The organism is Actinomyces naeslundii, assembly GCF_001956585.1.
Lineage (GTDB): Bacteria > Actinomycetota > Actinomycetes > Actinomycetales > Actinomycetaceae > Actinomyces > Actinomyces naeslundii.
The window spans coordinates 190,176-213,096 of record NZ_MSRR01000003.1 but is presented as its reverse complement, the minus strand read 5'-3'; the positions used below and the strand labels follow the sequence as shown (position 1 = coordinate 213,096).

The window sequence follows — 22,921 nt, the reverse complement described above, 5'->3', positions numbered from 1 at the left end:
ACCGGTCGTCCACCGGCTGACCCTCACCCATGCAGCGAGAGGCGGCAGGAGAGATGGATATCGGAGACATCGAGGTCTTCATCGGCATCGGGCGTCGGTAAGAGCGAGCACTGGGCCACTGCCCTGAGCCGGGACGGGCAGAAGGTCCTCGACAAGGCCCTACCCAACGACGAGGACCGGCTGCGTGAGGTCTACCAGCGCCTGCAGGCAAAGGGGCAGGTGCTGGTGGTGGTCGATCAGCCTGCCACCATCGGGGCCCTGGCGGTGGCGGTGGCTCAGGACATGGGCATCACCGTGGGCTACCTGCCCGGGCTGTCGATGCGCCGCATCGCTGACCTGACGCCGGGCAGCGCCAAGACCGACGCGAAGGACGCGGCCGTCATCGCCCAGGCCGCCAGGACCATGCCTCACACCCTGAGAGCCGTCAGCACCTCGGACGAGGATGCCGCAGCGCTGAGCATGCTGACTGGTTTCGACCTGGACCTGGCTCGCCAGGTCAACCAGACCGCGAACCGGATCCGGGGGCTGTACACCCAGATCCACCCCGCCCTCGAGGCCGTGGTGGGGCCCTGGCTGGAGCACGACGCCGTCTTGGAGGTCATCGCCGCCTGGCCTACCCCAGCCGATCTGAAGCGAGCGGGCAAGGCAAGGATTGACGCCAGGCTCAAGAAGCACGGGTGCAGGCGGCATGCCGCCTGGGCGGGCCAGATCGTCTCGGCCCTGGAGCACCAGACCGTGGTGGTCGCCGGCACCGACGCCGCAGGCACGGTGCTGCCCCACCTGGCTAGGCAGCTCATCGCCCTGCACGCTCAGCGGGCCGATGTCGCCGCCCAGGTCGAGACCCTGGTGCAGGCCCACCCTCTTTACCAGGTCCTGACCTCCATGCCCGGGATCGGGGTCAGGACCGCAGCCGTCTTCCTGGCCGAGACCCTGGGCAAGACCTTCGATACCGGAGCCCAGCTGGCCTCCTACGCCGGGCTCGCTCCCGTCACACGCCGCTCCGGCTCATCGATCCGCGGCGAGCACGTCTCCCACGGCGGCAACAAGAGGCTCAAGCGCGCCATGTTCCTGTCCGCCTTCGCCTCTCTGCGCTCCGACCCGGTATCGAGGGCCTATTACCAGCGCAAACGCGACCAAGGCAAACGCCATAACCAGGCCGTCCTCGCCCTGGCCCACCGCCGCATCCTGACCCTGCACGCCATGATCCGCAACGGCGCACTCTACGACCCCCAACCAGCCACGAAACTACCCGCAGCCGCTTGACACACCACATAGGGGCACGTTACACGCCGCTCCGGCTCATCGGTCCGCGGCGAGATGCGTCTTCCACGGTGGCAACAAGAGGCTCAAGCGAGCCATATTCCTGTCCGCCTTCGCCTCCCTGCGCTCCGACCCCGTCCCCCGGGCCTACTACCAGCGCAAACGCGATCAAGGCAAAGCGCCTTGGGAAGCCGTCCTCGCCCTGGCCCACCGCCGCCGCATCCTGACCCTTCACGCCATGATCCACAACGGCACCCTCTACGACCCTCAACCAGCCACGAAGCTACCCGCCGCCGCTTGACACACCACATAGGGGCGCCCCCAGGACGGACGGGTCCACGACACCGAGGCGCTGCTCCGCTCTGGACTGCTCGACGCGCCGACAGCCAACATCCCAGACTGAGCGGGCTATCCTTTGCATATAGGCGACAAGGGGATATCGCGCTGGGCATGATCACCCCGAAGAGAAAACCCGCGAACCTGCCCCTTCATCCCGACGACAGGACTTACAACAGAACCGTCGACCGAGTCCGCTACAAGATCGAAAGGGTCATCGCGAACATCAGGATCTGGAGGATCCTGCACACTGGTTACAGAAGACCACTGGAAACGCTCCCAATACCCATCACAGCAGCCCTCGGAATCACATTCGCCTACGCCTCATGAATAAGCCTCGAGGAGCCATTGGATTCTGCGCTATCCGAGGTGCCGTCACAAGTCCTCAAAAATGTCCTTGATCATCACAGCCACATCTTCCCTCCTGATGGCCGTCTGTGACTGGGGTCGGTCGTGGGGAGTAGTAACTGGATTTCGACACCCTCGACCGCCGGAACATCGAGGCAATGGGGTAAGAGTCTTCTTTGCGGTTGATGAGTTCGTAGCGCTCAGCCACGATCGTTCCTTGGCGAAGAAGGGGGCTGTTTTTCAGGAGCTCGTTCTCCTGACGCAACTCAAGGTACTGGGACACGTCACCCTCGATCCCAGAGCTATCACCACGATCACCACTGCAGCCCTGGTCATCCTCACCACGCACAAAGGCTTACAGTGATAAAACCTTAATATTACAAGTTCAAACTATACGATCATATTTACGAAACATACTTAAGACATCGTTTATACATTCTATACACAATCGTCTCGCGAGTGTAGTTTGGTTGATATGTCAGGAAAAGTCTGCGGTTTGTAGAGCCAGATGCACGATGCCCTCACTCGCATCTCAAGCAAGTTTATATTGGCGTTTTTCTCTGCAATAACAGGCATATCTCTTGGTGATCATCGGTTGTAGAGGCTAAACCGGGTTGCAAAGACTGATGCTTCGATGTAGTCTCGGTTATCGAGAAGCGCTTTTCACCATGCCGTAGCTTCGACTCACCATGAACGCGAGGGATCATGATACTTGGAATGAAGAAAACTGCTGTAGCAACTGCTAGCATTCTTGCTTTTGCCGGCGGTGTCTGTGCAATGGCGCAGCCAATCTCGGAGGCAGAGACGTGCAGTGGAACAACCGGACGAACCGTCGAGTCTGTGAATCCTCTTACAGGTGGAGAAACATGGAACGTAAAACTCGATTCCTGTAAGACTAAAGAACTTATCGACGCATATGGAGACGTAAAGGATGCTACAAGTTTGACAGGTCTGCTTGCCGCTAAGAAGTGGCAGATTGGAGTAGCTGCTGGAGTTGTTTATGGATGGGCCTGGAAGAATCAATCAGCGGTGAAGAGTTGCGCAGCTGGAGGTAAAGCGATCCAGTTTAAAGAGGTCAACGGCGTAATCACAGGATGTGAAGCTCAGTAATCTTTCGTGGGGGCAACTCACTTTTGGAATGATGGCGATTGCTTTTGTCTTCGAAGGATCAGTACGCTAGGCTTTCGTTTGGATTGAAGATCTTTATCGAAGAGAGTGTGGGTTTAGAATCTTTCATGCGAGGTGATTATCACCATCTTGTTGCGGACAAGGTTGCGCGCTCGTCGTAGAATCAGTGGTATGGCTGATACTACCGATGCAGACGCCGTCAACGATAACGCCGCCGCTCGCACGCGCTCTCGTTCCGAGGCTCGGGTCACACAGCGGGGTGAGGATCGCCGTCAGGCAATTATTGATGCCGCTGCAGCCATCATCCGTGAATCGGGTCCTTCCGCGATCAGCCATCGTAGTGTCGCCAAGCGAGCCGGATGCTCCTTGTCCGCGACGACCTACTACTTTGACGGGCTAGAAGATCTCCTTCACCAGGCCGGACTGGTCAATATCGGGCTGTGGGCCTCCCGCGCTGAGCGTGTCGCCGACCGGGTGGAGGCATTCAAGGGGGTCCCGAATCTGTCCCAGCGGGTTCGGTTCATCCTCCAGGCGACCCTTCCCTCCCACGGTGGCTACTTCGGTCACTATCTTCAGCTCATCTCAGCCAGCCAGGTGGCGCCGGTCAAGCAGGCCTACCGCCAGGGCCGCCAGCGTCTCAACGCTGCGTTGCGCCGGGTGCTGCGCCAGCTCAACAGTCCGCTGGAGCCGGAGATGGTCATCGCCGTCGTCGACGGCGCAGCCGTCACTGCCCTCAGTGAGGGGTGGAACGTCAAGTCCACCGCTGCGGGGCTGCTGACCGATCTCATTTCCCTGGCACACGGCATGCCGCCCTTCCAGAGGCCTGGTGCCACAGTGGACCCCACCGCGGTCAATGCAACGCTGCCTGGGACAGCGAATACAAGCAGTAACCGCTAGGACCGGTGCCTCTCAGGCATTGCGCCTAGCTTTTCTGCCGGCAGTCTCACCACAAACGAGTGGGATCCAGCTCAACACGCACCGGTTCCTCCCGACGGGCAGACCGGTCACGCAGTCTCACCCCAAGCATGTTCGCAAGTGCTCTGCCACGTGACAGCGGAGCGCGCACCAGCGCCCTGGCCACGCCAGGAGCCACCTGACCGTGAACCGGCGGTGGTGCCACCGGCCCCAGCACCTCAAAACCATCAGCCTCGGCCTGAGCCAGGAGAGACTCCACACCACGCACCGGTCCATCCAGGCGTGCCACCCGCCACGCAGGCGGAAGATGCAGCTCAGCCCTCTCCATCAGGTCCCTGCGGGCAAAACCCGCATGATCCCATCTCACCAGTGCCTGCGCCGCCACCGGATCCGGGCCGCCCAGAAGAATGACTCGGGCCGCCGGTGCCGCCAGCACCGCAGCATTTGTCCACTGTCGCAGTGCCTCACCGGCAGCTCCCAGGTCTGGGCGTGAGGACAGGGCACCGCCGTCCAGCAGCAGCACGGCCCGGTAACCGCCCTCGGCCACCGGCTCAGCCCCGGGTGTGGCCACGACAAGACGCGGTGAGCTGTCGACCTCGTCCACGACACCGTGGGCCTCCCGTGCTCCCGAGACCACCACAGGGATACCGGGAAAAGCCCGCCCGAGCTCCTCCCCCGTGCGCGTGGAACCGACCGTCACCATCCTCAGGGCATGACCGTCGCACTCGGGACAGGTCCACTGCCCCACCGTCCGAGCACACCAACGACAGGCCGTGCGACCCAGGTGATCCATCGCCACCGGTCCGCCGCACGCAGGACAGTGAGCGGCGGACCGACAGCGGGCACAGGCCACCAGTGGCGCATAGCCGGCCCGCGGCACCTGGACAAGCACAGGTCCCTCCTGCAGGGCGCGCTGCAGCGCCCGGTGCGCCAATGACGGGATCCGGGCGGCACCGGAGGCACCTTCCCGGTCAAGATCGGCCGGACCGGGAACCTCCGTGCGAGGCACCACTCCACGCACAACATGCCGAGGCGCGCTCAGGTCCTGGCACCATCCCTGCTCCACAAGCGACTGGGTCTCCACAGAGCGGCTGTAACCACCGATCAGCAGCCCGGCCCCTTCGAGAGAGGAGCGCAGCGCCAGGACCGTGCGCGCGTGAGCATAGGGCGCGTGAGGTTCAACCAACCGGTTGTCCCCGTCGTCCCAGATGGCCGCCAGGCCCAACCGGCGCACCGGCGCGAAGGCTGCCGCCCTCGTGCCCACCACCACACGAGCCCTTCCCAGCAGCAACGAGACGAAGGCCCGGTAACGGCGCGCCGGCCCGTGCTCGGCCGAGAGCACCACGACCGGCTCGTCGCCCAGCTCCACACGAAGTCTGCTCGCCAGGTCCTCGGCCTGCTCAGTAGTCGCCACGACGATAACCGCCCCTCGAGCGCCCGCTAGGCAGGCCTGCACCGCACGGGCCAAACACACCTGCCACGGCTCAGTCGTCAGGCTCGACCTTCCGACGCTGTCCGAAGAGGATCCTGGTTCGCTCAGACCGTCCTTGTCCCGGGCCGGCAGCGCACACCACGCCACTCGCGGGGCGTCGCCGTCGGCCAACCGGGTCAGAAGCTCCTCGCCTCCCACATAGTGCTGCCAGCCGCACTCGTTCGAGGGCCGCTCCCAGGAAGGCAGATCACGTGGGGCCTTGTCCCGCTCGGCATTCTCGGTCGTGGCGTGCCTGGTGGGCAGGGCGAGTCGGACGACATCGGAACGCGTCCCGGCACTCCGATTGGCGACTGCCTCAATGAGCCGACGAGAGGTTTCCGGAAGGACAGGAAGGTCGGAGACCACACGGCGCAACGGCGAGAGCCGACCGATATGCGTCGTTGTGGCGGCCCGCTCCCAGACCCAACCGCGCATCTCCTGCTCACCGAAGCGGACCACCACGCGGGTTCCTGGCAGTGCCTCCTGCGCCATCGCGGCGGGAACGACATAGTCGAAGGTACGGTCCAGGTGCGGTACCGGGGAGTCCAGGAGGATCCTGGCGACAGGATCGACGACACCCGCCATGGTCACAGGCCGCTCACCGGGCTCAGGAAGATCCAGCAGCTCGCCCTGCCTGCTCGCCCGGTGGCGAGGCACCGATCCGGCCGGCTCACCACGAGCGAGGGCATCGTCCTGGTGTCCGGTTGCCATACAAAGCCTCGAGAAGGGTCCTGCCCGGATACTTACGTCTCAGACGGCCTGGCGCAGGGCCTCAGCTCGGTCCGTTGCCTCCCAGGTGAAACCGGGACGCCCGAAGTGCCCGTAGGCACTGGTGGCGCGGTAGATGGGGCGCAGCAGGTCGAGGTCCCGCACGATGGCAGCCGGGCGCAGGTCGAAGACCTCGTTGACAGCGGCTAAGATACGCTCCTCGGGAACGGTGGCCGTTCCGAAGGTCTCCACGTAGACGCCCACCGGATGGGCCGAGCCGATGGCGTAGGCCACCTGAATCTCGCAGCGCTTCGCCAGTCCCGCGGCGACGACGTTCTTGGCGACCCAGCGCATCGCGTAGCTGGCGGAGCGGTCCACCTTCGAGGGATCCTTGCCGGAGAAGGCACCTCCACCATGACGGGCCATACCCCCGTAGGTGTCCACAATGATCTTGCGTCCCGTCAGGCCGGCGTCACCGGCCGGGCCGCCGATGACGAACTGTCCCGAGGGATTGATCAGGACCTCGGCGCCGGTGGTGGCGAGCTCGGTTCCGGCCTCGGCCTCGGCATCCAGCACCGGAGCGATGACTTCGGCCTGGAGGGCATCAGTGAGCCAGGCGCGACTGCGGTCCTCATCGTGCTGGGTGGAGATGACCAGGTTCTCCAGGGTCACAGGACGCTGGCCGTCATAGCCGATGGTCACCTGCGTCTTGCCGTCGGGCCGCAGGCCCGGCACGATCCTCTGCTTACGCACCAGCGCCAGGCGCTCGGCCAGACGATGGGCGAGGTGGATCGGCAGAGGCATGAGGGCGGCGGTGTCATCGCAGGCGTAGCCGAACATGAGTCCCTGGTCCCCGGCGCCCTGCAGGTCGAGGGGGTCGATGTCTCCGCTGTCCTGGCGGGCCTGAAGGGACTTGTCCACTCCGGCGGCGATATCCGGGGACTGCTGGCCGATCGACACCGAGACCCCGCAGGATCGGGCATCGAAGCAGACCTCCGAGGAGGTGTAGCCGATGGCCGAGATCTCTTGACGGACGATCTCAGGAATCTCCACATAGGCGCGCTCGGTGGTCACCTCTCCGGCCACGTGTACCAGGCCGGTGGTCACCATGGTCTCAACGGCGACGCGCGCAGTGGGGTCCTGCTCAAGGATCGCGTCGAGGATGGCGTCGGAGACACGATCGCAGACCTTGTCCGGGTGTCCTTCGGTGACCGACTCGGAGGTGAACAGACGCAAGGAGGAACTCACCCGCCCATCGTAGTCACCGCCGGTACCGATCCATGGTGGCGTTACCCACGAAAGCACACCGCGGGCTTTCAGGAACCGTGCAGCAGACCCGCAGTCAGGTCGATGAGAAGGCGGGCGACCTCCATCTTGCTGCCCTGCCCGCGAGCCACCTCCGAGCCCTGGGCGTCCAGGACTACCACCGCATTGGGGACGTCCCCGAAGCCGAGGTCCTCCCCCACAGCGTTGACCGCCAGGAGATGGGCACCCTTTCGACGGGCCTTGGCCGCACCGTGGAAGAGCACGTCGCCGTCGTCGTCCCCGGTCTCGGCGGCGAATCCGACGACGACCTGACCGACGCGAGGCGGGTCCGTCACCAGGCCGGTGAGTATGTCCGGGTTGGCGGTGAGCTCGATGGACATCGTAAGCTCGCCGTCGAGATCCACCCTGGCAGACGCCTGCTTCTTGATCTTGGTAGCGGCCACGGTGACAGGCCGGAAGTCGGCGACGGCTGCGGCCATGATGACGGCGTCGGCGTCCCGGGCGGCCTCACGCACGGCGTGGAGCATATCGTGGGCGGTACCGGCGGAAATGACGGCGACTCTCGGCGGCAGTGCCTCGAGCAGCTCTGAGGCGACATGCGCCTGTACCAACGTGACCCGGGCCCCTTGCTCGACGGCGGCCACGGCCAGCGCGCACCCCTGGCGACCGGAGGACCGGTTGCCCAGGTAACGCACCGGGTCAATGGGTTCGCGAGTGCCACCGGCGGAGACCACGACGTGCCGTCCTGTCAGAGCACCGCCATACTCACCCGCTCTGGCGCCATCCTTCGCCCCGGGCACCCGGTCCAGGACGGCCAGTGCCTCGGAGACGATCTGCTCCGGCTCGGGCAGACGGCCCACCCCGGAGTCCTTGCCGGTCAGACGACCGGAGTCGGGCTCGATCACGGTCAGGCCGCGCTCTCGCAGCACTGCCACGTTGTCCTGGGTGGCGGGATTGAGCCACATCTGGGTGTGCATGGCCGGAGCCAGGACAACGGGAGCCTGACTGGTCAGAATGGTCGCGGTGAGCAGGTCGTCAGCCCGCCCAGCACGCACGCGCGCCAGCAGGTCGGCCGAGGCCGGAGCGACCAGCACGAGCTCGGCCCGCTCGGCCACGGCCACATGCTCGACCGCGGCCGGGTCGTCGAAGACGCCGGTGGACACGGCCTGGCCGCTGACGGCTGCCAGTGCCGGTGCCCCGATGAACCGCAGCGCCGACTCGGTGGCCACCACCTTGACCTCGTGCCCGGCCTGACGCAGCAGCCGAACGACGAAGGGTGCCTTGTAGGCGGCAATGGATCCGGACACGCCGACGACGACGCGCCGCGGCCCCTCGGAGGCGGTCGCGGCGCGCGGACTCACAGCGGTGTGGAGCTCGTCCATACGAGCATGGCTCAGAACTGGATGTCGTCGAGGCTGGTGGGCGTCTCACCCTCCTCGAGGGAGACCGGAGCGTCCAGGGAGATGTCGCTGAACATGTCGGCCTCAGCGGCACGGCGGGCCTCCTCGGCCTCAGCGCGGCGGGCGCGGGCGACATCCCCGGGGATGACCTCGAGCTTGTCCTCGGCGATCTCCCGCAGGGCGATGCCGAGCGACTTCTCGCCGACCTCGGAGTCCACCAGTGGCCCGAAGAACTCGAACTGGTTGTCCTCGAGCTGCTGGGTGTAGGTGTTGATCTGGCGGGCGCGCTTAGCGGCCTCCACCACGAGCCCGTACTTGGAGTCGACCTTCTCCAGAAGGTCGTCAATCGGCGGGTTGGTGATGCCCTCGGGCTGGGGAGAGGTTCCGAGCATGTGGGTGCCTCCGGTTCATTCTCGATAGTGCTGCGCCGGGTTATTCTAACCGCAGAGCCCCATAAGTCTCTCAAGCTGAGCGGTGGCGCTCGCCACGGTGTCGTTGACGACAATGTGGTCGAACTCGTCCGCCGCTTCCATCTCGGCACGAGCTGTCGCCAGGCGCCTTTCCTGCTCCTGCGGGTCCTCGGTGCCACGACCTGCGAGCCTGCGGACGAGCTCGTCCCAGCTCGGCGGCGCGAGGAAGACGAGCCGTGCCCGTGGCATGGCCCGACGAACCTGGCGGGCTCCGGCCAGGTCGATCTCCAGGAGCGCGGGGCGTCCGGCATCGAGCTGGTCCTGGACGGGACCGCGGGGGGTGCCGTAACGGTGCACGCCGTGGACGAGTGCCCACTCGAGCATCTGGCCGGTCTCAACGAGGGAGTCGAAGTCCTCTGCGCCCACGAAGTAGTAGTGGACGCCGTCGACCTCACCAGGGCGGGGCTTGCGGGTGGTGGCTGAGATCGACACGAAGAGATCAGGGTGACGCCTGCGCAGCTCGGCGACAACAGTGCCCTTGCCCACCGCCGTCGGTCCGGCAAGGACTGTCAAGCGGGCGAGCGTGGGGGCGGACGAGTCTGCGGTGGCGGCGTCAGTCATGACCCCATCATGACCTACCGGGTGTCACCGACACGACCCTGCGTCTCAGCAGGCGTCCGTCCGGAGGTCTCAGCCGAAACGCTCCACCAGCGCCGCCCGCTGGTTCGCTCCGAGTCCGCGCACCCGCCGGGACTCGGCGATATGCACGTCCGTCAGGATGGCGTCAGCCGTTGTGGTCCCGACACGAGGAAGCGAAACGAGCAGCGCCCTGACCTTCATCTTGCCCAGGACCTCATCGGTCTCCGAGGCTGCGAAGAACTCGGAGAGCTTGAGCTCTCCGCTCTTGAGCTCGGACTTGATACGAGCACGTTGCGATCGCGCAGCCGCGGCCTTCTCCAGTGCCTCAGCTCGTTGCTCAGGTGTCAGTGTCGGAAGCGTCATGGTGGTCTCCTCCCCCGGTCCAGCTCCAGTGACCCGCACCACAAGGATAAGTCGGGTGAGGTGCACTCGCATTCGCAGGGGCCGGTATTCCGGCACTGACTTCGTGTTTCCGCACACACGTTGATCGCGTACGGTCACATTGCGTCAACGCAAGGCGGCGGCCGCCTCATGCGTGGCTGCCAGCGCTGCCGTCCGCAGTGCCTCGATGGAGGGCCCCGCCTTGAGGACGCCGCGCGACGTGGAGGCCAGGACGTGACGGCGAGCCGATCCGAAGACGGACTCCAGCTCGGCCGGCCCAGCTCCCTGCGCACCGATGCCGGGGGCCAGCAACGGCCCGTTGGCGCGCAACAGGTCGATCCCTAGACGACAGACGGCCTCGCCGACCGTGGCGCCGACGACCAGCCCGACGCTTCCGAGCCTGCCCTCCCCGCTGGCGGTGGCATTGGATGCGGTCACGCCCTCCACGACGCCGGCGGCCACGGCCCGCTCGCCGTTGACGGCGTGCTGGACCGCGGCCCCTTCGGGATTGGAGGTCAGGGCGAGCACGAATACTCCCCGGCCGCTCGCCTCCGCCAGGTCCAGTGCAGGGCTCAGCGACCCGTACCCCAGGTAGGGAGAGACCGTGATGGAGTCAGCGGCCAGAGGCGCGCCGTCGGACAGGTATGCCTGGGCGTAACCGGCCATGGTGGAGCCGATGTCGCCGCGCTTGACGTCGAGAACCGACAGGGTACCGACGTCCCGTAGGGCCGCCAGGGTCTCCTCCAGGACCGCGATGCCGGCACTGCCGTGGCGCTCGAAGAAGGCCGACTGCGGCTTGACGGCGCCCACGCGCCCACCGACCGCGTCGACCGTTCGCAGGGCGAAGTCCCGTAGGCCCGCGGCGGAGTCCGCCAGGCCCCAGGCTTCGAGCAGGCTCGGGTGGGGGTCGATCCCCACGCACAGAGGGCCGTGGTCCTCCATGGCATCTGCCAGGCGCGCGCCGAAGGAGCGGCGGGAGTGACTGTGCTGATCGGGGACGGTGGAGGTCATCGAGTCTCCTTGTCGGCAACGTGGTGGGGCTCGGGCGCTGAGCCTCGCCGGGATCGGCGGGCGGCGATGTGCTCCTGGAGGCTGCGGACCCGGAAGGGGCCGCGCAGCTGGGCCTCGAGGGCCTGGACCGCCGCCTGGAGCTGTTGGACTGTGGTGATGATGGGGCGATCGGCGCCAGTGGTGGCCGCGCGGATGGAGTACCCGTCGGCACGGGCTCCCTGGCCCTTGGGGGTGTTGACGACCATGTCGACGGCTCCGGACTCGATCAGCCCGGCGATCGTCTGCTCCCCGTGGGCGCCGACACCCTGGCTGATCTTGCGCACGGCCATGGCGTCGATCCCGTTGCGGCGCAGTACCTGTGCGGTCCCGGTGGTGGCCAGGACGGTGAAACCGAGCTCGGCCAACCGGGCCACCGGCAGGATGATGGCGCGCTTGTCCCGGTCGGCCACGGAGACGAACAGCGTGCCCTCTCCTGGCAGGCCGCCGTAGGCGCCGGCCTGGGACTTGGCGAAGGCTCGGGGGAAGTCCACGTCGTAGCCCATGACCTCACCGGTGGAGCGCATCTCCGGTCCCAGGACCGTGTCGACGACACGCCCCTCGGCGGTGCGGAACCGTTTGAAGGGCAGGACCGCTTCCTTGACGGCGATCGGGTCATCGGGATCGGTGATGGCGGCGTCGGCCTCGGGCAGGTGGCCGGAGGACCTGAGCGAGGCGATCGTCTCCCCTGCCATGATGAGGGCCGCCGCCTTGGCGAGCTGCACACCGGAGGCCTTCGAGACGAAGGGGACCGTGCGTGAGGCCCTCGGGTTGGCCTCAATGACGTAGAGGACGTCGGAGACCAGGGCGAACTGGATGTTGAGCAGCCCGCGCACCCCCACCCCGACGGCGATCGCCTCAGTGGAGCGCCGGATGCGCGCGATCTCCGTGTCGGACAGGGTCATGGGTGGCATGACGCAGGCCGAGTCGCCGGAGTGGATCCCCGCCTCCTCGATGTGCTCCATGACCCCGCCGAGGAACAGCTCGCTTCCGTCGTATAGGGCGTCAACGTCGATCTCGATGGCGTCATCGAGGAACCGGTCGATGAGCAGCGGCCCGGTCCCGTAGACGCCGCCGGGCTCACGGCCGGCGCGCTGGAGGTAGTCGTCCAGGCCGCCGGCGTCGTAGACGATCTCCATACCTCGCCCACCGAGCACATAGCTCGGGCGCACCAGGACCGGGTAGCCGATGTCCTGGGCGACCGAGCGGGCCTGCTCATCGCTCACCGCGGTGCCGTGCGCCGGTGCGGGCAGCCCGGCGCGCTGGAGGACGACGCCGAAGGCCTCGCGGTCCTCAGCGGCGTCGATGGCCTCGGGGCTTGTGCCCAGGATCGGCACCCCGGCCTCGGACAGCCTCGAGGCCAGGGACAGCGGCGTCTGCCCGCCGAGCTGGACGATGACACCGGCCACCGGACCTGCTGCGCGCTCGGCCTCGTAGACCTCGATGACGTCCTCGAAGGTCAGAGGCTCGAAGTAGAGCCGGTCGGAGACGTCGTAGTCGGTGGATACGGTTTCCGGGTTGCAGTTGACCATGACGGTCTCGTAGCGCTCGGACAGCGCCATGGCGGCATGGACGCAGGAGTAGTCGAACTCGATGCCCTGCCCGATGCGGTTGGGGCCCGAGCCCAGGATGATGACGGCCTCGCGCTCGCGGGGCGCGACCTCGGTCTCCAGGTCGTAGCTGGAGTAGAGGTAGGGGGTGCGTGAGGCGAACTCGGCTGCGCAGGTGTCCACGGTCTTGTAGACGGGGCGCAGCCCGAAGGCGTGACGGACCTCGCGCACCGTGTCCTCGCTGATGCCTCGCAGAGCGGCGACCTGGACGTCGGAGAAGCCGTGGCGCTTGGCCAGGGCCAGGACCTCCGGGGTGAGGGCCTCGGCGTCCTCGACCTCCTGAGCCACCTCTTGGAGGAGCAGCATCTGGTCCAGGAACCAGGGGTCGATGCGTGTGGCCTCGTGGAGCTGAGAGATCGTGGCGCCTCCGCGCACTGCCTGCTGGAGGTCGACCAGCCGGTGCTCACTGGGGGTGGCGATGGACTCCAGCAGCTCGGAGGTCTGCTGTGCGGTGGGAGCAGGTCCGTCCCAGTGGAAGACAGTGCCCTTCTTGTCCAGGGATCGCATGGCCTTCTGAAGCGCCTCGGTGTAGGAACGGCCGATGGCCATGGCCTCTCCCACCGACTTCATGGTGGTGGTGAGCCGGGGATCGGCGCCCCGGAACTTCTCGAAGGCGAAGCGCGGAACCTTGACGACCACGTAGTCCAGGGTCGGTTCGAAGGAGGCCGGCGTGGAGGCGGTGATGTCGTTGGGGATCTCGTCGAGTGTGTAGCCCACGGCGAGGCGGGCGGCGATCTTGGCGATCGGGAAGCCGGTGGCCTTGGATGCCAGGGCGGAGGACCGCGAGACGCGCGGGTTCATCTCAATGACAATGATCCTGCCGGTGGCAGGGTCGACTGCGAACTGGATGTTGCAGCCGCCGGTGTCGACCCCGACCTCGCGGATGACGGCGATGCCGATGTCCCGCAGCCGCTGGAGCTCGCGGTCGGTCAGGGTCAGGGCCGGGGCGACCGTGACGGAGTCGCCGGTGTGCACGCCCACGGGGTCGACGTTCTCGATGGAGCACACGACCACCACGTTGTCGGCGGCGTCGCGCATGAGCTCGAGCTCGTACTCCTTCCAGCCCAGGATCGACTCCTCCAGGAGGACCTCGGTGGTGCGTGAGGCGGCCAGACCGGCACCGGCGATGCGGCGCAGATCGGCGTCATTGAAGGCGACGCCGCTGCCCAGACCACCCATCGTGAAGGAGGGGCGTACGACGACCGGGTAACCGCCCAGGGCATCCACTCCGGCGCGGCACTCGTCCATGCTGTGGGCGATGATGCTACGAGCGACCTCGGCGCCACAGCGCTCGACGACGTCCTTGAACTCGTCGCGGTCCTCCCCGGCGTTGATGGCCGCGGCGGAGGCACCGATGAGCTCGACGTCGTACTCCTCGAGCACACCCCGCTCGACCAGGCTCATGGCGGCGTTGAGGGCCGTCTGCCCGCCCAAGGTGGGCAGGAGGGCATCCGGGCGCTCCTTGGCGATGATGGTGGTCAGTACCTCGGGGGTGATCGGCTCGATGTAGGTGGCATCGGCGACGTCCGGGTCGGTCATGATCGTCGCCGGGTTGGAGTTGACCAGGACGACGCGGATCCCCTCGCTGCGCAGGACTCGGCAGGCCTGAGTGCCGGAGTAGTCGAACTCGCAGGCCTGCCCGATGACGATGGGGCCCGATCCGATGACCAGGACGGAGGTGATGTCAGGGCGAGCAGGCATGTCAGTTCTTGTCCTCGCGGTCCTGGCCCTGGCGGTGCTCCCGCATGAGGCGGATGAATCGGTCGAAGAGGTGCTCGGCGTCGTGGGGGCCGGCAGCGGCCTCGGGGTGGTACTGCACGGAGAAGGCCGGCAGGTCGAGAGCTCGCAGTCCCTCGACGACGCCGTCATTGAGCCCTAGGTGGGAGACCTCCACCCGGCCGTAGCGACCGTTGTCGAAGGGAGCCACGGAGGGCTCGTCAACGGGCGCGTCGACGGCGAATCCGTGGTTGTGGGCCGTGATCTCCACCTTCCCGGTGCCGCGGTCCAGGACGGGCTGGTTGACGCCGCGGTGCCCGTAGGTGAGCTTGTACGTGCCGTACCCCAGGGCCCGTCCCAGGAGCTGGTTGCCCAGGCAGATGCCGAAGAAGGGGATGCGCGCGTCGAGCACGCCGCGCAGGAGCTCGATCTCGACGTCCGCGGTCCCGGGGTCTCCGGGGCCGTTGGAGAACAGGACGCCATCAGGCCTGAGGGCAAGGATCTCGGAGAGGGTGGTGGACTGGGGCAGGACGTGCACGCGTACACCGCGCTCGGCGAGCTGCCACGGGGTACGCGACTTGATGCCCAGATCGATGGCGACCAGGACCGCGACCGGTTCCTGCCCCTCGGCCGGTCCGGTGGGCTCGACGACGTAGCCGGAGGGAGTGGTCACCTCGGCGGCCAGGGCGCGACCGCTCATGGGTGGCTCGCTGCGCACCGTCTCCAGGCAGATGTCGATACAGGCCTGGCTGGGACCACCGGGGTCGGTGCCTCCGGCGGGCAGGGCGTCCCCGGAGAAGATGCCGCCGCGCATCGCGCCCGCCTCGCGTAGGTGGCGGGTCAGCGCCCGGGTATCGACCTCGCATATCCCGACGATGCCGGAGGCCCGCAGGTCGTCCTCCAGCTCCCGGCGGGAGCGCCAGCTGGAGGCCCGTCGAGCCGGTTCGCGCACGACGTAGCCGGCCACCCAGATACGGTCGGACTCGGCGTCCTCGTCGTTGACCCCGGTGTTACCGATGTGTGGTGCCGTCTGTACCACGATCTGGCGGTGGTAGGAGGGGTCGGTCAGTGTCTCCTGATACCCGGTCATCCCGGTGGAGAAGACGATCTCCCCGATGGCGCGTCCTGGAGCCCCGTAGCTGCGGCCCCGCAGGGCCCAGCCGTCCTCCAGGACGAGGAGGGCGGCTGGGCGGTGGGTCGACTCAGACATGAGCCGAGTCAGCAGGGGCCTCGACAGGAGACCCGTCCAGGACGGTGGGGCGACCGTGGAGGAAGGTGGCCATGACCTGTCCCGGCAGCTCCATACCCGCGTAGGGGGTGTTGGTGGAGCTGGTCCACTGTGCGGAGCCGTCGACGGTACGGCGGACCTCGGGGTCGACCACCGTGATGTTGGCCGGGGCGCCGACCTCGAGCTCGCACCCCTGGTCGCTCAGACGACCGATGTTGGCCGGGGCCGAGGACATGGCTCGGGCGATGTCACGCCAGGTCATGCGGCCGGTGCTCACCATCGTCTCGATCAGGACGCTCAGAGCAGTCTCCAGGCCCGTCATGCCGAAGGCTCCGGCCTGCCACTCGCAGTCCTTGTCCTCCAGCGGGTGGGGGGCGTGGTCGGTGCCGACCACATCGATGGTGCCGTCGGCCAGGGCCTGGCGGACGGCCTCGACATCCTCGGCCGTCCGCAGCGGGGGGTTGACCTTGTAGAGGGGCGAGTAGGTGCGGGCCATCTCATCGGTGAGCAGGAGGTGGTGCGGTGTGACCTCGGCAGTGACGTTGATGCCACGGGACTTCGCCCAACGGATGATCTCGACGCTGCCGGCGGTGGACAGGTGGCACACGTGCAGGCGCGAGCCGACGTGCTCAGCCAGCAGGACGTCACGGGCGATGATCGACTCCTCGGCCACTGCGGGCCAGCCACGCAGCCCCAGCTCGGCGGAGACGACGCCCTCATGCATCTGGGAGCCCTCGGTGAGACGGGGGTCCTGAGCGTGCTGGGCGATGACGCCGTCGAAGGACTTGACGTACTCCAGCGCCCGGCGCATGAGGACGGGGTCGGAGACGCACTTGCCGTCGTCGGAGAAGACGCGCACCCGGGCGGCGGAGGTGGCCATCGCCCCCATGTCGGACAGGTGCTCACCGGCCAGGTCTGCGGAGACGGCCCCCACTGGGTGGACGTCCACCCAGCCGGCCTCGCGCCCCAGCCGCAGGACCTGCTCGACGACGCCGGCGGTGTCCTGGACGGGGGTGGTGTTGGCCATCGCGAAGACGGCGGTGTAACCGCCGACGGCTGCGGCTCGGGTGCCGGTGTAGACGGTCTCGGCGGACTCCCCGCCGGGTTCACGCAGGTGGGTGTGGATGTCGACGAGTCCGGGCAGTGCGATGAGCCCGCCAAAGTCGTGGCGCTGAGCATCGGCCGGGGCCTTCGCCGCGGCGTCGGGCCCGATGGCGGCGATGGCGCCGTCGGTGATGAGGATGTCGGTGGGGTCCTCGCCGTAGGGGCGGACACCGGTCAGGAGGTGGGAGGTCACAGCTGGTTCCCTTCGTCAGCGAGGAGGAGGTAGAGAGCGGCCATACGCACCGAGACGCCGTTGCCGACCTGCTCGATGATGCGTGAGCGGGGGTCGTCGGCGGCCTCGGCGGTGATCTCAAGGCCGCGGTTCATGGGGCCGGGGTGCATGACGATGGCATGCTCCGGCATGGCCCGGCGCCGGGCGGAGTTGAGGCCGTAGACGCTGGAGTACTCGGCGGGACTCGGGAAGAAGCCGCCGCCGGCGGCGCTCATGCGCTCACGCTGGACGCGCAGCATCATGACGGCGTCGGGCTGGATCTCCTCGATCGCCTCGTCAAGGTTGTAGGAGACCTCGCAGGGCCAGTCGTCCATGCCGACGGGCAGCAGCGTCGGGGGTGCCACGAGCGTCACCTTGGCGCCGAGCGCCGTCATGAGATCCACGTTGGAGCGGGCCACACGGGAGTGCAGGACGTCTCCGACGATGATGAGCCGGGCCCCTTCAAGATCGCGCCCCTGCGGGGCGGGACTGCCGTTGGCGGTGTCGGGGGCTCCGGGGACGTACCAGCGGCGCAGGGTCATGGCGTCCAGGAGGGCCTGAGTGGGGTGCTGGTGGGTACCGTCGCCCGCGTTGAGGACGGGCACGTTGATCCAGCCGGCGTGGGCCAGCAGGTGCGCGGCGCCGCAGGCCGAGTGGCGCACGACGACGGCGTCCGCCCCCATGGCCATGATCGTCTGGGCGGTGTCCTTGAGGGACTCCCCCTTGGACAGCGACGAGCCCTTGGCGGAGAAGTTGATGACGTCGGCGCTCAGACGCTTGGCGGCCGCCTCGAAGGACAGCCGAGTCCGGGTGGAGTCCTCGAAGAAGAGGTTGACCACGGTCTTGCCGCGCAGGGTGGGCAGCTTCTTGACCGCCTGGCTCTGAGTGGCGGCCATGGCCTCAGCGGTGTCCAGAACCATGACCGCCTCGTCGTGGGTCAGGTCCTTGGCGGAGAGCAGGTGCTTCATCGGGTGGCCTCCTGGTCGGCGCGCTCGCTCGAGCGCTCAGTGGGGACGTCTGCGGGGACGATGGTGACGGCGTCGGTGGAGGCGCCGAGCTCGGTCAGGGAGACCACGACCTTCTCGGTCCGGGACGTCGGCAGATTCTTGCCCACGTAGTCGGCTCGGATGGGCAGCTCGCGGTGGCCGCGGTCCACGAGCGTGGCCAGCTGCACGGCCCTGGGACGGCCGATCGCGCCCAGGGCGTCGAGGGCGGCGCGGATCGTGCGCCCGGAGTAGAGGACGTCGTCGACGAGGATGACGACCTTGCCGTCGATGCCGCCCTGGGGGATCTCGGTGGGACGGGGCACGCGGATCGGGTGACGTCCCAGATCGTCGCGGTACATGGTGATGTCCAGGGTGCCGACCGGAACCTTAGTGCTGACGGCGTTGGACTGCGCCGTCTGCTCCGCCTGCGTAGCCTGCTGCGTCTCCTCACTCGCGGCGAAGGCAAGCGCCTCGACGAGCCTGCGAGCAAGCGGGACTCCCCCGCTGGGGATTCCCAGGACGACGACGTCCCGGGCTCCGTGGTTGCGCTCCAGGATCTCGTGCGCGATACGGAACAGGGATCGGGCTATGTCAGGAGGTCCGAGGATCTCCTTGCCCGGGGATGGTGCGCTGGAAGCGCCTGACAAACTTTCGGCCATCTCAGGCCTCCTTCCCCGCCTCGCTGGACGGACTTAAAGGATGTTGGTCGCCCGTAACTTTACATCCTCTCGGTCAACTGCGCGCGACACGAGGGAAAGATCGGTCGAGATGAAGATCACGCCAATGTGCGGACGATCAACACGGCGCCAGATATGGAGCTCGGCGGGGACTACTCCCCATCTACAGTTTTTCCGTAACAATGTCATACTCTTACCCAACGCCTCGGCGTCGTCATACGTTGAGCGCGAGATCGTCACGACATGTCGAGTGCTTGAGAAGTGAGTGCCGGATCCATCCGAGCCCGATTGAGAGCTGAACGATTTCGCTAGGCCGGCTAAGGGCCGGTGCTGCTGCATCAGTGACTTCTTCTCAAGCAAGGAATGACATGACACTCCCTTCCCGACGTTCCATCATGACTGGCCTCGGTGCCGGCGCCGGCCTGGCCGCCGCCGGACTCCTCCTTCCTCCCGCCGCCGCGGCCGAGCAGGAGCGTGGCTTCGGCTCCCCCATCTTTGACGAGCAGTTCTCCCAAGGTCCCGACTTCTCCCCATCGCGCTGGCGGGACAACAGCCCGGAGCCCGAGTCCTGTGCCAGCTACGACTGGGGAGTCTTCACTCATGACACCCACAGCGTCAGCAACGGTGTCGGGCACGTTCTGTGGCGCAAGCGCGCCACGCCCCTCAAGGGATTCCAGAACCGCTTCGACAAGGAGGAGACCCTGCGCTACGTCGACCAGGCCTTCATTACGACGCAGGGTCTTTTCTCATTCGTCTACGGCTCCCTGGAGACCCGGGCCCGCTTCCCTCAGTCGGATGAGGGACTGTTCGCCGGGATCTGGCTACGGGCCGATGACGCGAAGAACGGAGGCGAGATCGACGTCGTCGAGACCTACGGCGGCGGCAGTGCCACCGGCATCGCCGAGTCGACGGTGCACTTCGGCCAGGCGGGAGGCAAGGGAAGCAACCTGGGGGTCTCCCCACGGCCCGATCTCACCCAGTGGCACACCTACGGAATGGAGAAGACCCCGGAGAGCATCCTGTTCCTCTTCGACGGCCGACCGTATCACGAGGTGAAGCGCTCAGCCTCCCAGCAGGAATTCGATGCCTGCTTCGGCGCCAACGCCGCATACCACATCTGCTTGACGACACACACCGGCAGCATCCACCGAGGCCGGCTGAACCACGAGGGCTTCACGCAGGCCCAGGTGGACATCGACTACATCGTTGTCCGCGCGCTGAACCAGTAGCCGATTCGCCGCCCCTCGACTCAGCTCGATCAGCTCTTGACCAGGAGGTCGTGCAGGCTGAGGGGGCGACGCCCGGTCAACTGTTCGACGGCATCGGAGATTACGTCCAGCTCTCCGGCGGCAATGGCGGTGTAGGTACTCACCCAGGCGTCCTTCTCCCAGTCAGGAACATCGTAGTGGGCTCTCGAGCCGTAGGCCTCCTCGATGGTCTCCTCGTGATAGACGGTCTTACGGCCCGTCACCTCGGTGATAGTCCGAGCCGCCTCCTCCATGGTGAAGGCCTCTGGGCCGGTGAGGTCATAGGTGACATCGTCGTGGCACCGTTCACCGGCAGCAAGGTCCTTGAGAATGGCTGCTGCCGAGGCAGCGACGTCGGCTCTCGCCACTGCGCCGACTCGCCCATCGCCGGCGGGTCCGGTGATAGAGCCCTCGCCGGCAATGTCAATGAAGAAGTCTGTGTAGAACGAATCGCGTAGGAGGGTGCATCCCATGCCGGAGTCGCGCAGAGCCTGCTCAGTGGACCAGTGGGTGCGGGCAAGAGTGAAGGTTGCCTGCGGGGAGGCCCCGAGGAAGGAGGTGTAGACCACGTGCTTGACCCCAGCCTGAACAGCCGCGGCAATGAAAGTCAGGTGCTGCTCCAGGCGATCCTCGGACTCGGCGGCCGAGACCATGAACAGGATGTCAACGCCGGTGAGAGCCTCGATCGCAGTTGCACGGTCTGCGTACCCGGTAACGGCCACGTCCTGGGCCCAGCCGGGAGCACGGCAGGCGTCCCTGACGAGGAGACGTGCCTCAAGGCCCCCTTCACACAACATCTCTGCGACCGCGCCGCCGATCCTTCCAGTGGCTCCCGTCACGGCGATCAAAGGCTGGTTCACTGTACCCACTCTCCCGTCTGAGGTGCTGTGACAACAGCACGCAGTGCTGCGCTTATTCTGAGAAGGAGGATGCAGGCGAGCACCAACATGACTTGAACGGCCATGCAGATCACGATCAGCGGAACGAATGCTGTATCGGAGAGCGCGTCTGTCTCCACAGAGGCGTACTTGTACAAGGCCACATACATCACCACGGTGGGGAGCCCCATTACGATGCTGGCAGCTAGCTGCGCCGCTGTCGGCATCTTGGCCTCGGCCCAACCGCCCGGCTGGATCCTGTCAGAGGATGCATGAGCCTGGATGCAGGCGACGAGGGCCAGAACGAAGCTGACGATCCAGCCGACGCCCACAAGAAACGGGCCCGCCATCATCATCAGGATCACCACCCCCATGAGGACGGAGGGATGGGGCTCCATCAACACAGTAGGCAGAAACAACGCGACGTTGATGATCAGCGCGATGATCACAGTGATGAGTTCAATAATCCCACAAGAGACCGCGATGCCCCGGTTCGTGAAACGCCTCCGCTCCAGGATGAGGACCGGATTGTCCCAGAGGAATCCAGGGGGGTGAACCGGTACCGCGGGAGCGAAGGGGACATGCTCACCGGGTGCGGGGACGCCCCATGGATATCCGCCAGGTCCTCCAGGAGGCTGACCGAGACCGGAGGGGACAGGGCTTGAAAGCGCGGAGTTCTGCAACTCACGCGCCCCATCCACAGACGCGGAGACTCCTATTTTGATGTAGGGGTAGTCGCTGGGGTCCTGAGGAGGAAGTTGTGCCACGGGGTACTCCGGCATTGGCTGTTGGACTCAGCACAGGCTAGGTCACGATGCTCGGCCGGGGCCAGCTCACGGCATAGGGAGTGCACCCCATGCCGTGAGCCCATTGCTCCATGACTCAGCGCAACGTGTCCGCGAGGTCGCCGATACGCCCCAGAAGTCCTCCCAGGTACCTGGGTGACTCGTCGGTGGAGAGCATTCGGCTGAGCGTCATGGCCTCGTCGACGGCGACGGGGGCGTCCACATCATCGTTGTAGACGATCTCCCAGGTGGCGACTCGGGCAATAGCGCGGTCGACGGCCGGCATGCGCCCCAGGGTCCACCCCTGGGCATAGGTCTGGATCGTCTCGTCGACGTCGGCCAAGTGATCGCACACACCGTCGAGGATCTCCCGAGTGTAGGCGGGGGCCTCGGTGTGGTTGGCCGAGCTGACGGCGCGCAGCTGCGCGAAGGAGCGCAGCTCCTCGGCGCCCTCAGCGCTCAGCATCCCGCGCTGGTCGGCCTCGAAGAGGATCTCGACGGCACGCCGGCGCGCCTTGGTACGGGCGGTGACCGGGTGACGCGACGCGGGGCTCGAGTGGGACGAGCCCTCCTCGGGCTGCTCTGTCATCAGTCGGTGACGCGGGAGATGTAGGAACCAGAGCGGGTGTCCACCTTCACCTTGTCACCGGTGTTGAGGAACAGGGGGACCTGGATCTCCGCACCAGTCTCGACAGTGGCGGGCTTGGTGCCGGCGCTGGAGCGGTCGCCCTGGAGACCCGGCTCGGTGTGGGAGATCGTCAGGACCACGGAGGCCGGCAGCTCAACGAACAGGACGGCATCCTCGTGGAAGGCCACGATGACGTCCTGGTTCTCCAGCATGAAGGTGGCGGCGTCGCCGACGGTGGCCGAGGGTACGTAGGTCTGCTCGTAGGACTTGACGTCCATGAAGACGTAGTCGTCGCCGTCCTTGTAGAGGTACTGCATGTCGCGCCGGTCGACGGTCGCTGTCTCGACCTTGAGGCCGGCGTTGAAGGTCTTGTCGACGGTCTTGCCGGACAGGACGTTCTTGATCTTGGTGCGCACGAAGGCGGGGCCCTTACCGGGCTTGACGTGCTGGAACTCCACTACCTGCCACAGCTGGCCCTCGAGGTTGAGCACCATACCGTTCTTCAGGTCGTTCGTCGTTGCCACGAGGGTTTCCTCACTGTC

At 66.5% G+C, this 22,921-nt stretch carries 21 protein-coding genes and 2 pseudogenes; 7 read left to right on the top strand and 16 right to left on the bottom strand.

Going from position 1 to position 22,921, the window contains the following annotated elements; all coding sequences use genetic code 11:
• Positions 1–53: 53 nt before the first annotated feature.
• From BKH33_RS01925 to BKH33_RS01910, 6 genes and pseudogenes are all read left to right on the top strand, one after another.
• Positions 54–1,263 (top strand): annotated as a pseudogene (locus BKH33_RS01925) (IS110 family RNA-guided transposase).
• 18 nt (positions 1,264–1,281) lie between these two features.
• Positions 1,282–1,561, top strand: a pseudogene (locus BKH33_RS14030) (IS110 family transposase); the annotation flags it as partial.
• 149 nt (positions 1,562–1,710) lie between these two features.
• The gene (locus tag BKH33_RS14025) at positions 1,711–1,926 is read left to right on the top strand and encodes a transposase family protein (RefSeq protein ID WP_003782182.1); all 216 of its coding nucleotides are present in this window, start codon (positions 1,711–1,713) and stop codon (positions 1,924–1,926) included.
• 235 nt (positions 1,927–2,161) lie between these two features.
• A complete protein-coding gene (locus BKH33_RS13795; protein WP_157784456.1) occupies positions 2,162–2,308 on the top strand; it encodes a hypothetical protein in 147 nt (48 codons plus the stop codon).
• 341 nt (positions 2,309–2,649) lie between these two features.
• On the top strand, positions 2,650–3,054 hold the full coding sequence (locus tag BKH33_RS13510; RefSeq protein ID WP_143229051.1) for a hypothetical protein: 405 nt from the start codon (positions 2,650–2,652) through the stop codon (positions 3,052–3,054).
• A gap of 189 nt (positions 3,055–3,243) precedes the next feature.
• Positions 3,244–3,969 carry a TetR/AcrR family transcriptional regulator gene (locus BKH33_RS01910; RefSeq protein WP_232621436.1) on the top strand — a complete coding sequence of 242 codons (726 nt, stop codon included), beginning with the start codon at positions 3,244–3,246 and terminating at the stop codon, positions 3,967–3,969.
• Positions 3,970–4,015: 46 nt separating this feature from the next.
• Here BKH33_RS01910 and BKH33_RS01905 read toward each other — a convergent pair whose 3' ends face one another.
• From BKH33_RS01905 to pyrR, 12 genes are all read right to left on the bottom strand, one after another.
• Positions 4,016–6,169 carry a primosomal protein N' family DNA-binding protein gene (locus BKH33_RS01905; RefSeq protein ID WP_003782166.1) on the bottom strand — a complete coding sequence of 718 codons (2,154 nt, stop codon included), beginning with the start codon at positions 6,167–6,169 and terminating at the stop codon, positions 4,016–4,018.
• Positions 6,170–6,208: 39 nt separating this feature from the next.
• Complete coding sequence (gene metK / locus BKH33_RS01900; protein WP_043539134.1) at positions 6,209–7,414, bottom strand: methionine adenosyltransferase; 1,206 nt, start codon at positions 7,412–7,414, stop codon at positions 6,209–6,211.
• Positions 7,415–7,482: 68 nt separating this feature from the next.
• Positions 7,483–8,814 (bottom strand): bifunctional phosphopantothenoylcysteine decarboxylase/phosphopantothenate--cysteine ligase CoaBC, encoded by a 1,332-nt coding sequence (coaBC, locus tag BKH33_RS01895; RefSeq protein WP_003782224.1) that lies wholly within the window; start codon positions 8,812–8,814, stop codon positions 7,483–7,485.
• A gap of 11 nt (positions 8,815–8,825) precedes the next feature.
• Positions 8,826–9,224, bottom strand: a complete 399-nt coding sequence (gene rpoZ / locus BKH33_RS01890) for a DNA-directed RNA polymerase subunit omega (protein WP_003782157.1) — start codon at positions 9,222–9,224, stop codon at positions 8,826–8,828.
• A 45-nt stretch (positions 9,225–9,269) separates the two neighbouring features.
• Positions 9,270–9,863 carry a guanylate kinase gene (gene gmk / locus BKH33_RS01885; RefSeq protein WP_003782155.1) on the bottom strand — a complete coding sequence of 198 codons (594 nt, stop codon included), beginning with the start codon at positions 9,861–9,863 and terminating at the stop codon, positions 9,270–9,272.
• 69 nt (positions 9,864–9,932) lie between these two features.
• Entirely contained in the window at positions 9,933–10,244 is a 312-nt protein-coding gene (gene mihF / locus BKH33_RS01880) for an integration host factor, actinobacterial type (protein ID WP_003782180.1), read from the bottom strand.
• A gap of 144 nt (positions 10,245–10,388) precedes the next feature.
• Positions 10,389–11,273: an orotidine-5'-phosphate decarboxylase gene (gene pyrF / locus BKH33_RS01875; RefSeq protein ID WP_003782165.1), complete on the bottom strand. Its 885-nt coding sequence runs from the start codon at positions 11,271–11,273 to the stop codon at positions 10,389–10,391.
• Positions 11,270–14,620 carry a carbamoyl-phosphate synthase large subunit gene (gene carB / locus BKH33_RS01870; protein WP_003782202.1) on the bottom strand — a complete coding sequence of 1,117 codons (3,351 nt, stop codon included), beginning with the start codon at positions 14,618–14,620 and terminating at the stop codon, positions 11,270–11,272. Before carB ends, pyrF begins: the two co-directional genes overlap by 4 nt.
• Before the next feature lies 1 nt (position 14,621).
• On the bottom strand, positions 14,622–15,845 hold the full coding sequence (gene carA / locus BKH33_RS01865) for a glutamine-hydrolyzing carbamoyl-phosphate synthase small subunit (RefSeq protein WP_003782152.1): 1,224 nt from the start codon (positions 15,843–15,845) through the stop codon (positions 14,622–14,624).
• The gene (locus tag BKH33_RS01860) at positions 15,838–17,160 is read right to left on the bottom strand and encodes a dihydroorotase (protein WP_003782229.1); all 1,323 of its coding nucleotides are present in this window, start codon (positions 17,158–17,160) and stop codon (positions 15,838–15,840) included. Before BKH33_RS01860 ends, carA begins: the two co-directional genes overlap by 8 nt.
• Complete coding sequence (locus tag BKH33_RS01855; RefSeq protein ID WP_003782183.1) at positions 17,157–18,146, bottom strand: aspartate carbamoyltransferase catalytic subunit; 990 nt, start codon at positions 18,144–18,146, stop codon at positions 17,157–17,159. Before BKH33_RS01855 ends, BKH33_RS01860 begins: the two co-directional genes overlap by 4 nt.
• Positions 18,143–18,823: a bifunctional pyr operon transcriptional regulator/uracil phosphoribosyltransferase PyrR gene (gene pyrR, locus BKH33_RS01850; protein WP_003782173.1), complete on the bottom strand. Its 681-nt coding sequence runs from the start codon at positions 18,821–18,823 to the stop codon at positions 18,143–18,145. Before pyrR ends, BKH33_RS01855 begins: the two co-directional genes overlap by 4 nt.
• A 386-nt stretch (positions 18,824–19,209) precedes the next feature.
• Here pyrR and BKH33_RS01845 point away from each other — a divergent pair, with 386 nt between their 5' ends.
• On the top strand, positions 19,210–20,070 hold the full coding sequence (locus tag BKH33_RS01845; RefSeq protein WP_003782169.1) for a family 16 glycosylhydrolase: 861 nt from the start codon (positions 19,210–19,212) through the stop codon (positions 20,068–20,070).
• Positions 20,071–20,099: 29 nt separating this feature from the next.
• On the opposite strand, the gene BKH33_RS01840 is transcribed toward BKH33_RS01845, so the two are convergent.
• The 4 genes from BKH33_RS01840 to efp all read right to left on the bottom strand — a co-directional run bounded on the left by BKH33_RS01840 (position 20,100) and on the right by efp (position 22,903).
• On the bottom strand, positions 20,100–20,948 hold the full coding sequence (locus BKH33_RS01840) for an SDR family oxidoreductase (RefSeq protein WP_232621435.1): 849 nt from the start codon (positions 20,946–20,948) through the stop codon (positions 20,100–20,102).
• Positions 20,945–21,733, bottom strand: a complete 789-nt coding sequence (locus BKH33_RS13505) for a hypothetical protein (protein WP_143229050.1) — start codon at positions 21,731–21,733, stop codon at positions 20,945–20,947. Before BKH33_RS13505 ends, BKH33_RS01840 begins: the two co-directional genes overlap by 4 nt.
• A gap of 115 nt (positions 21,734–21,848) precedes the next feature.
• Positions 21,849–22,340 (bottom strand): transcription antitermination factor NusB, encoded by a 492-nt coding sequence (gene nusB / locus BKH33_RS01830; protein WP_003782220.1) that lies wholly within the window; start codon positions 22,338–22,340, stop codon positions 21,849–21,851.
• Complete coding sequence (gene efp / locus BKH33_RS01825; RefSeq protein ID WP_003782199.1) at positions 22,340–22,903, bottom strand: elongation factor P; 564 nt, start codon at positions 22,901–22,903, stop codon at positions 22,340–22,342. The genes nusB and efp overlap by 1 nt, the downstream gene beginning before the upstream one ends.
• Between the last annotated feature and the right edge of the window lie 18 nt (positions 22,904–22,921).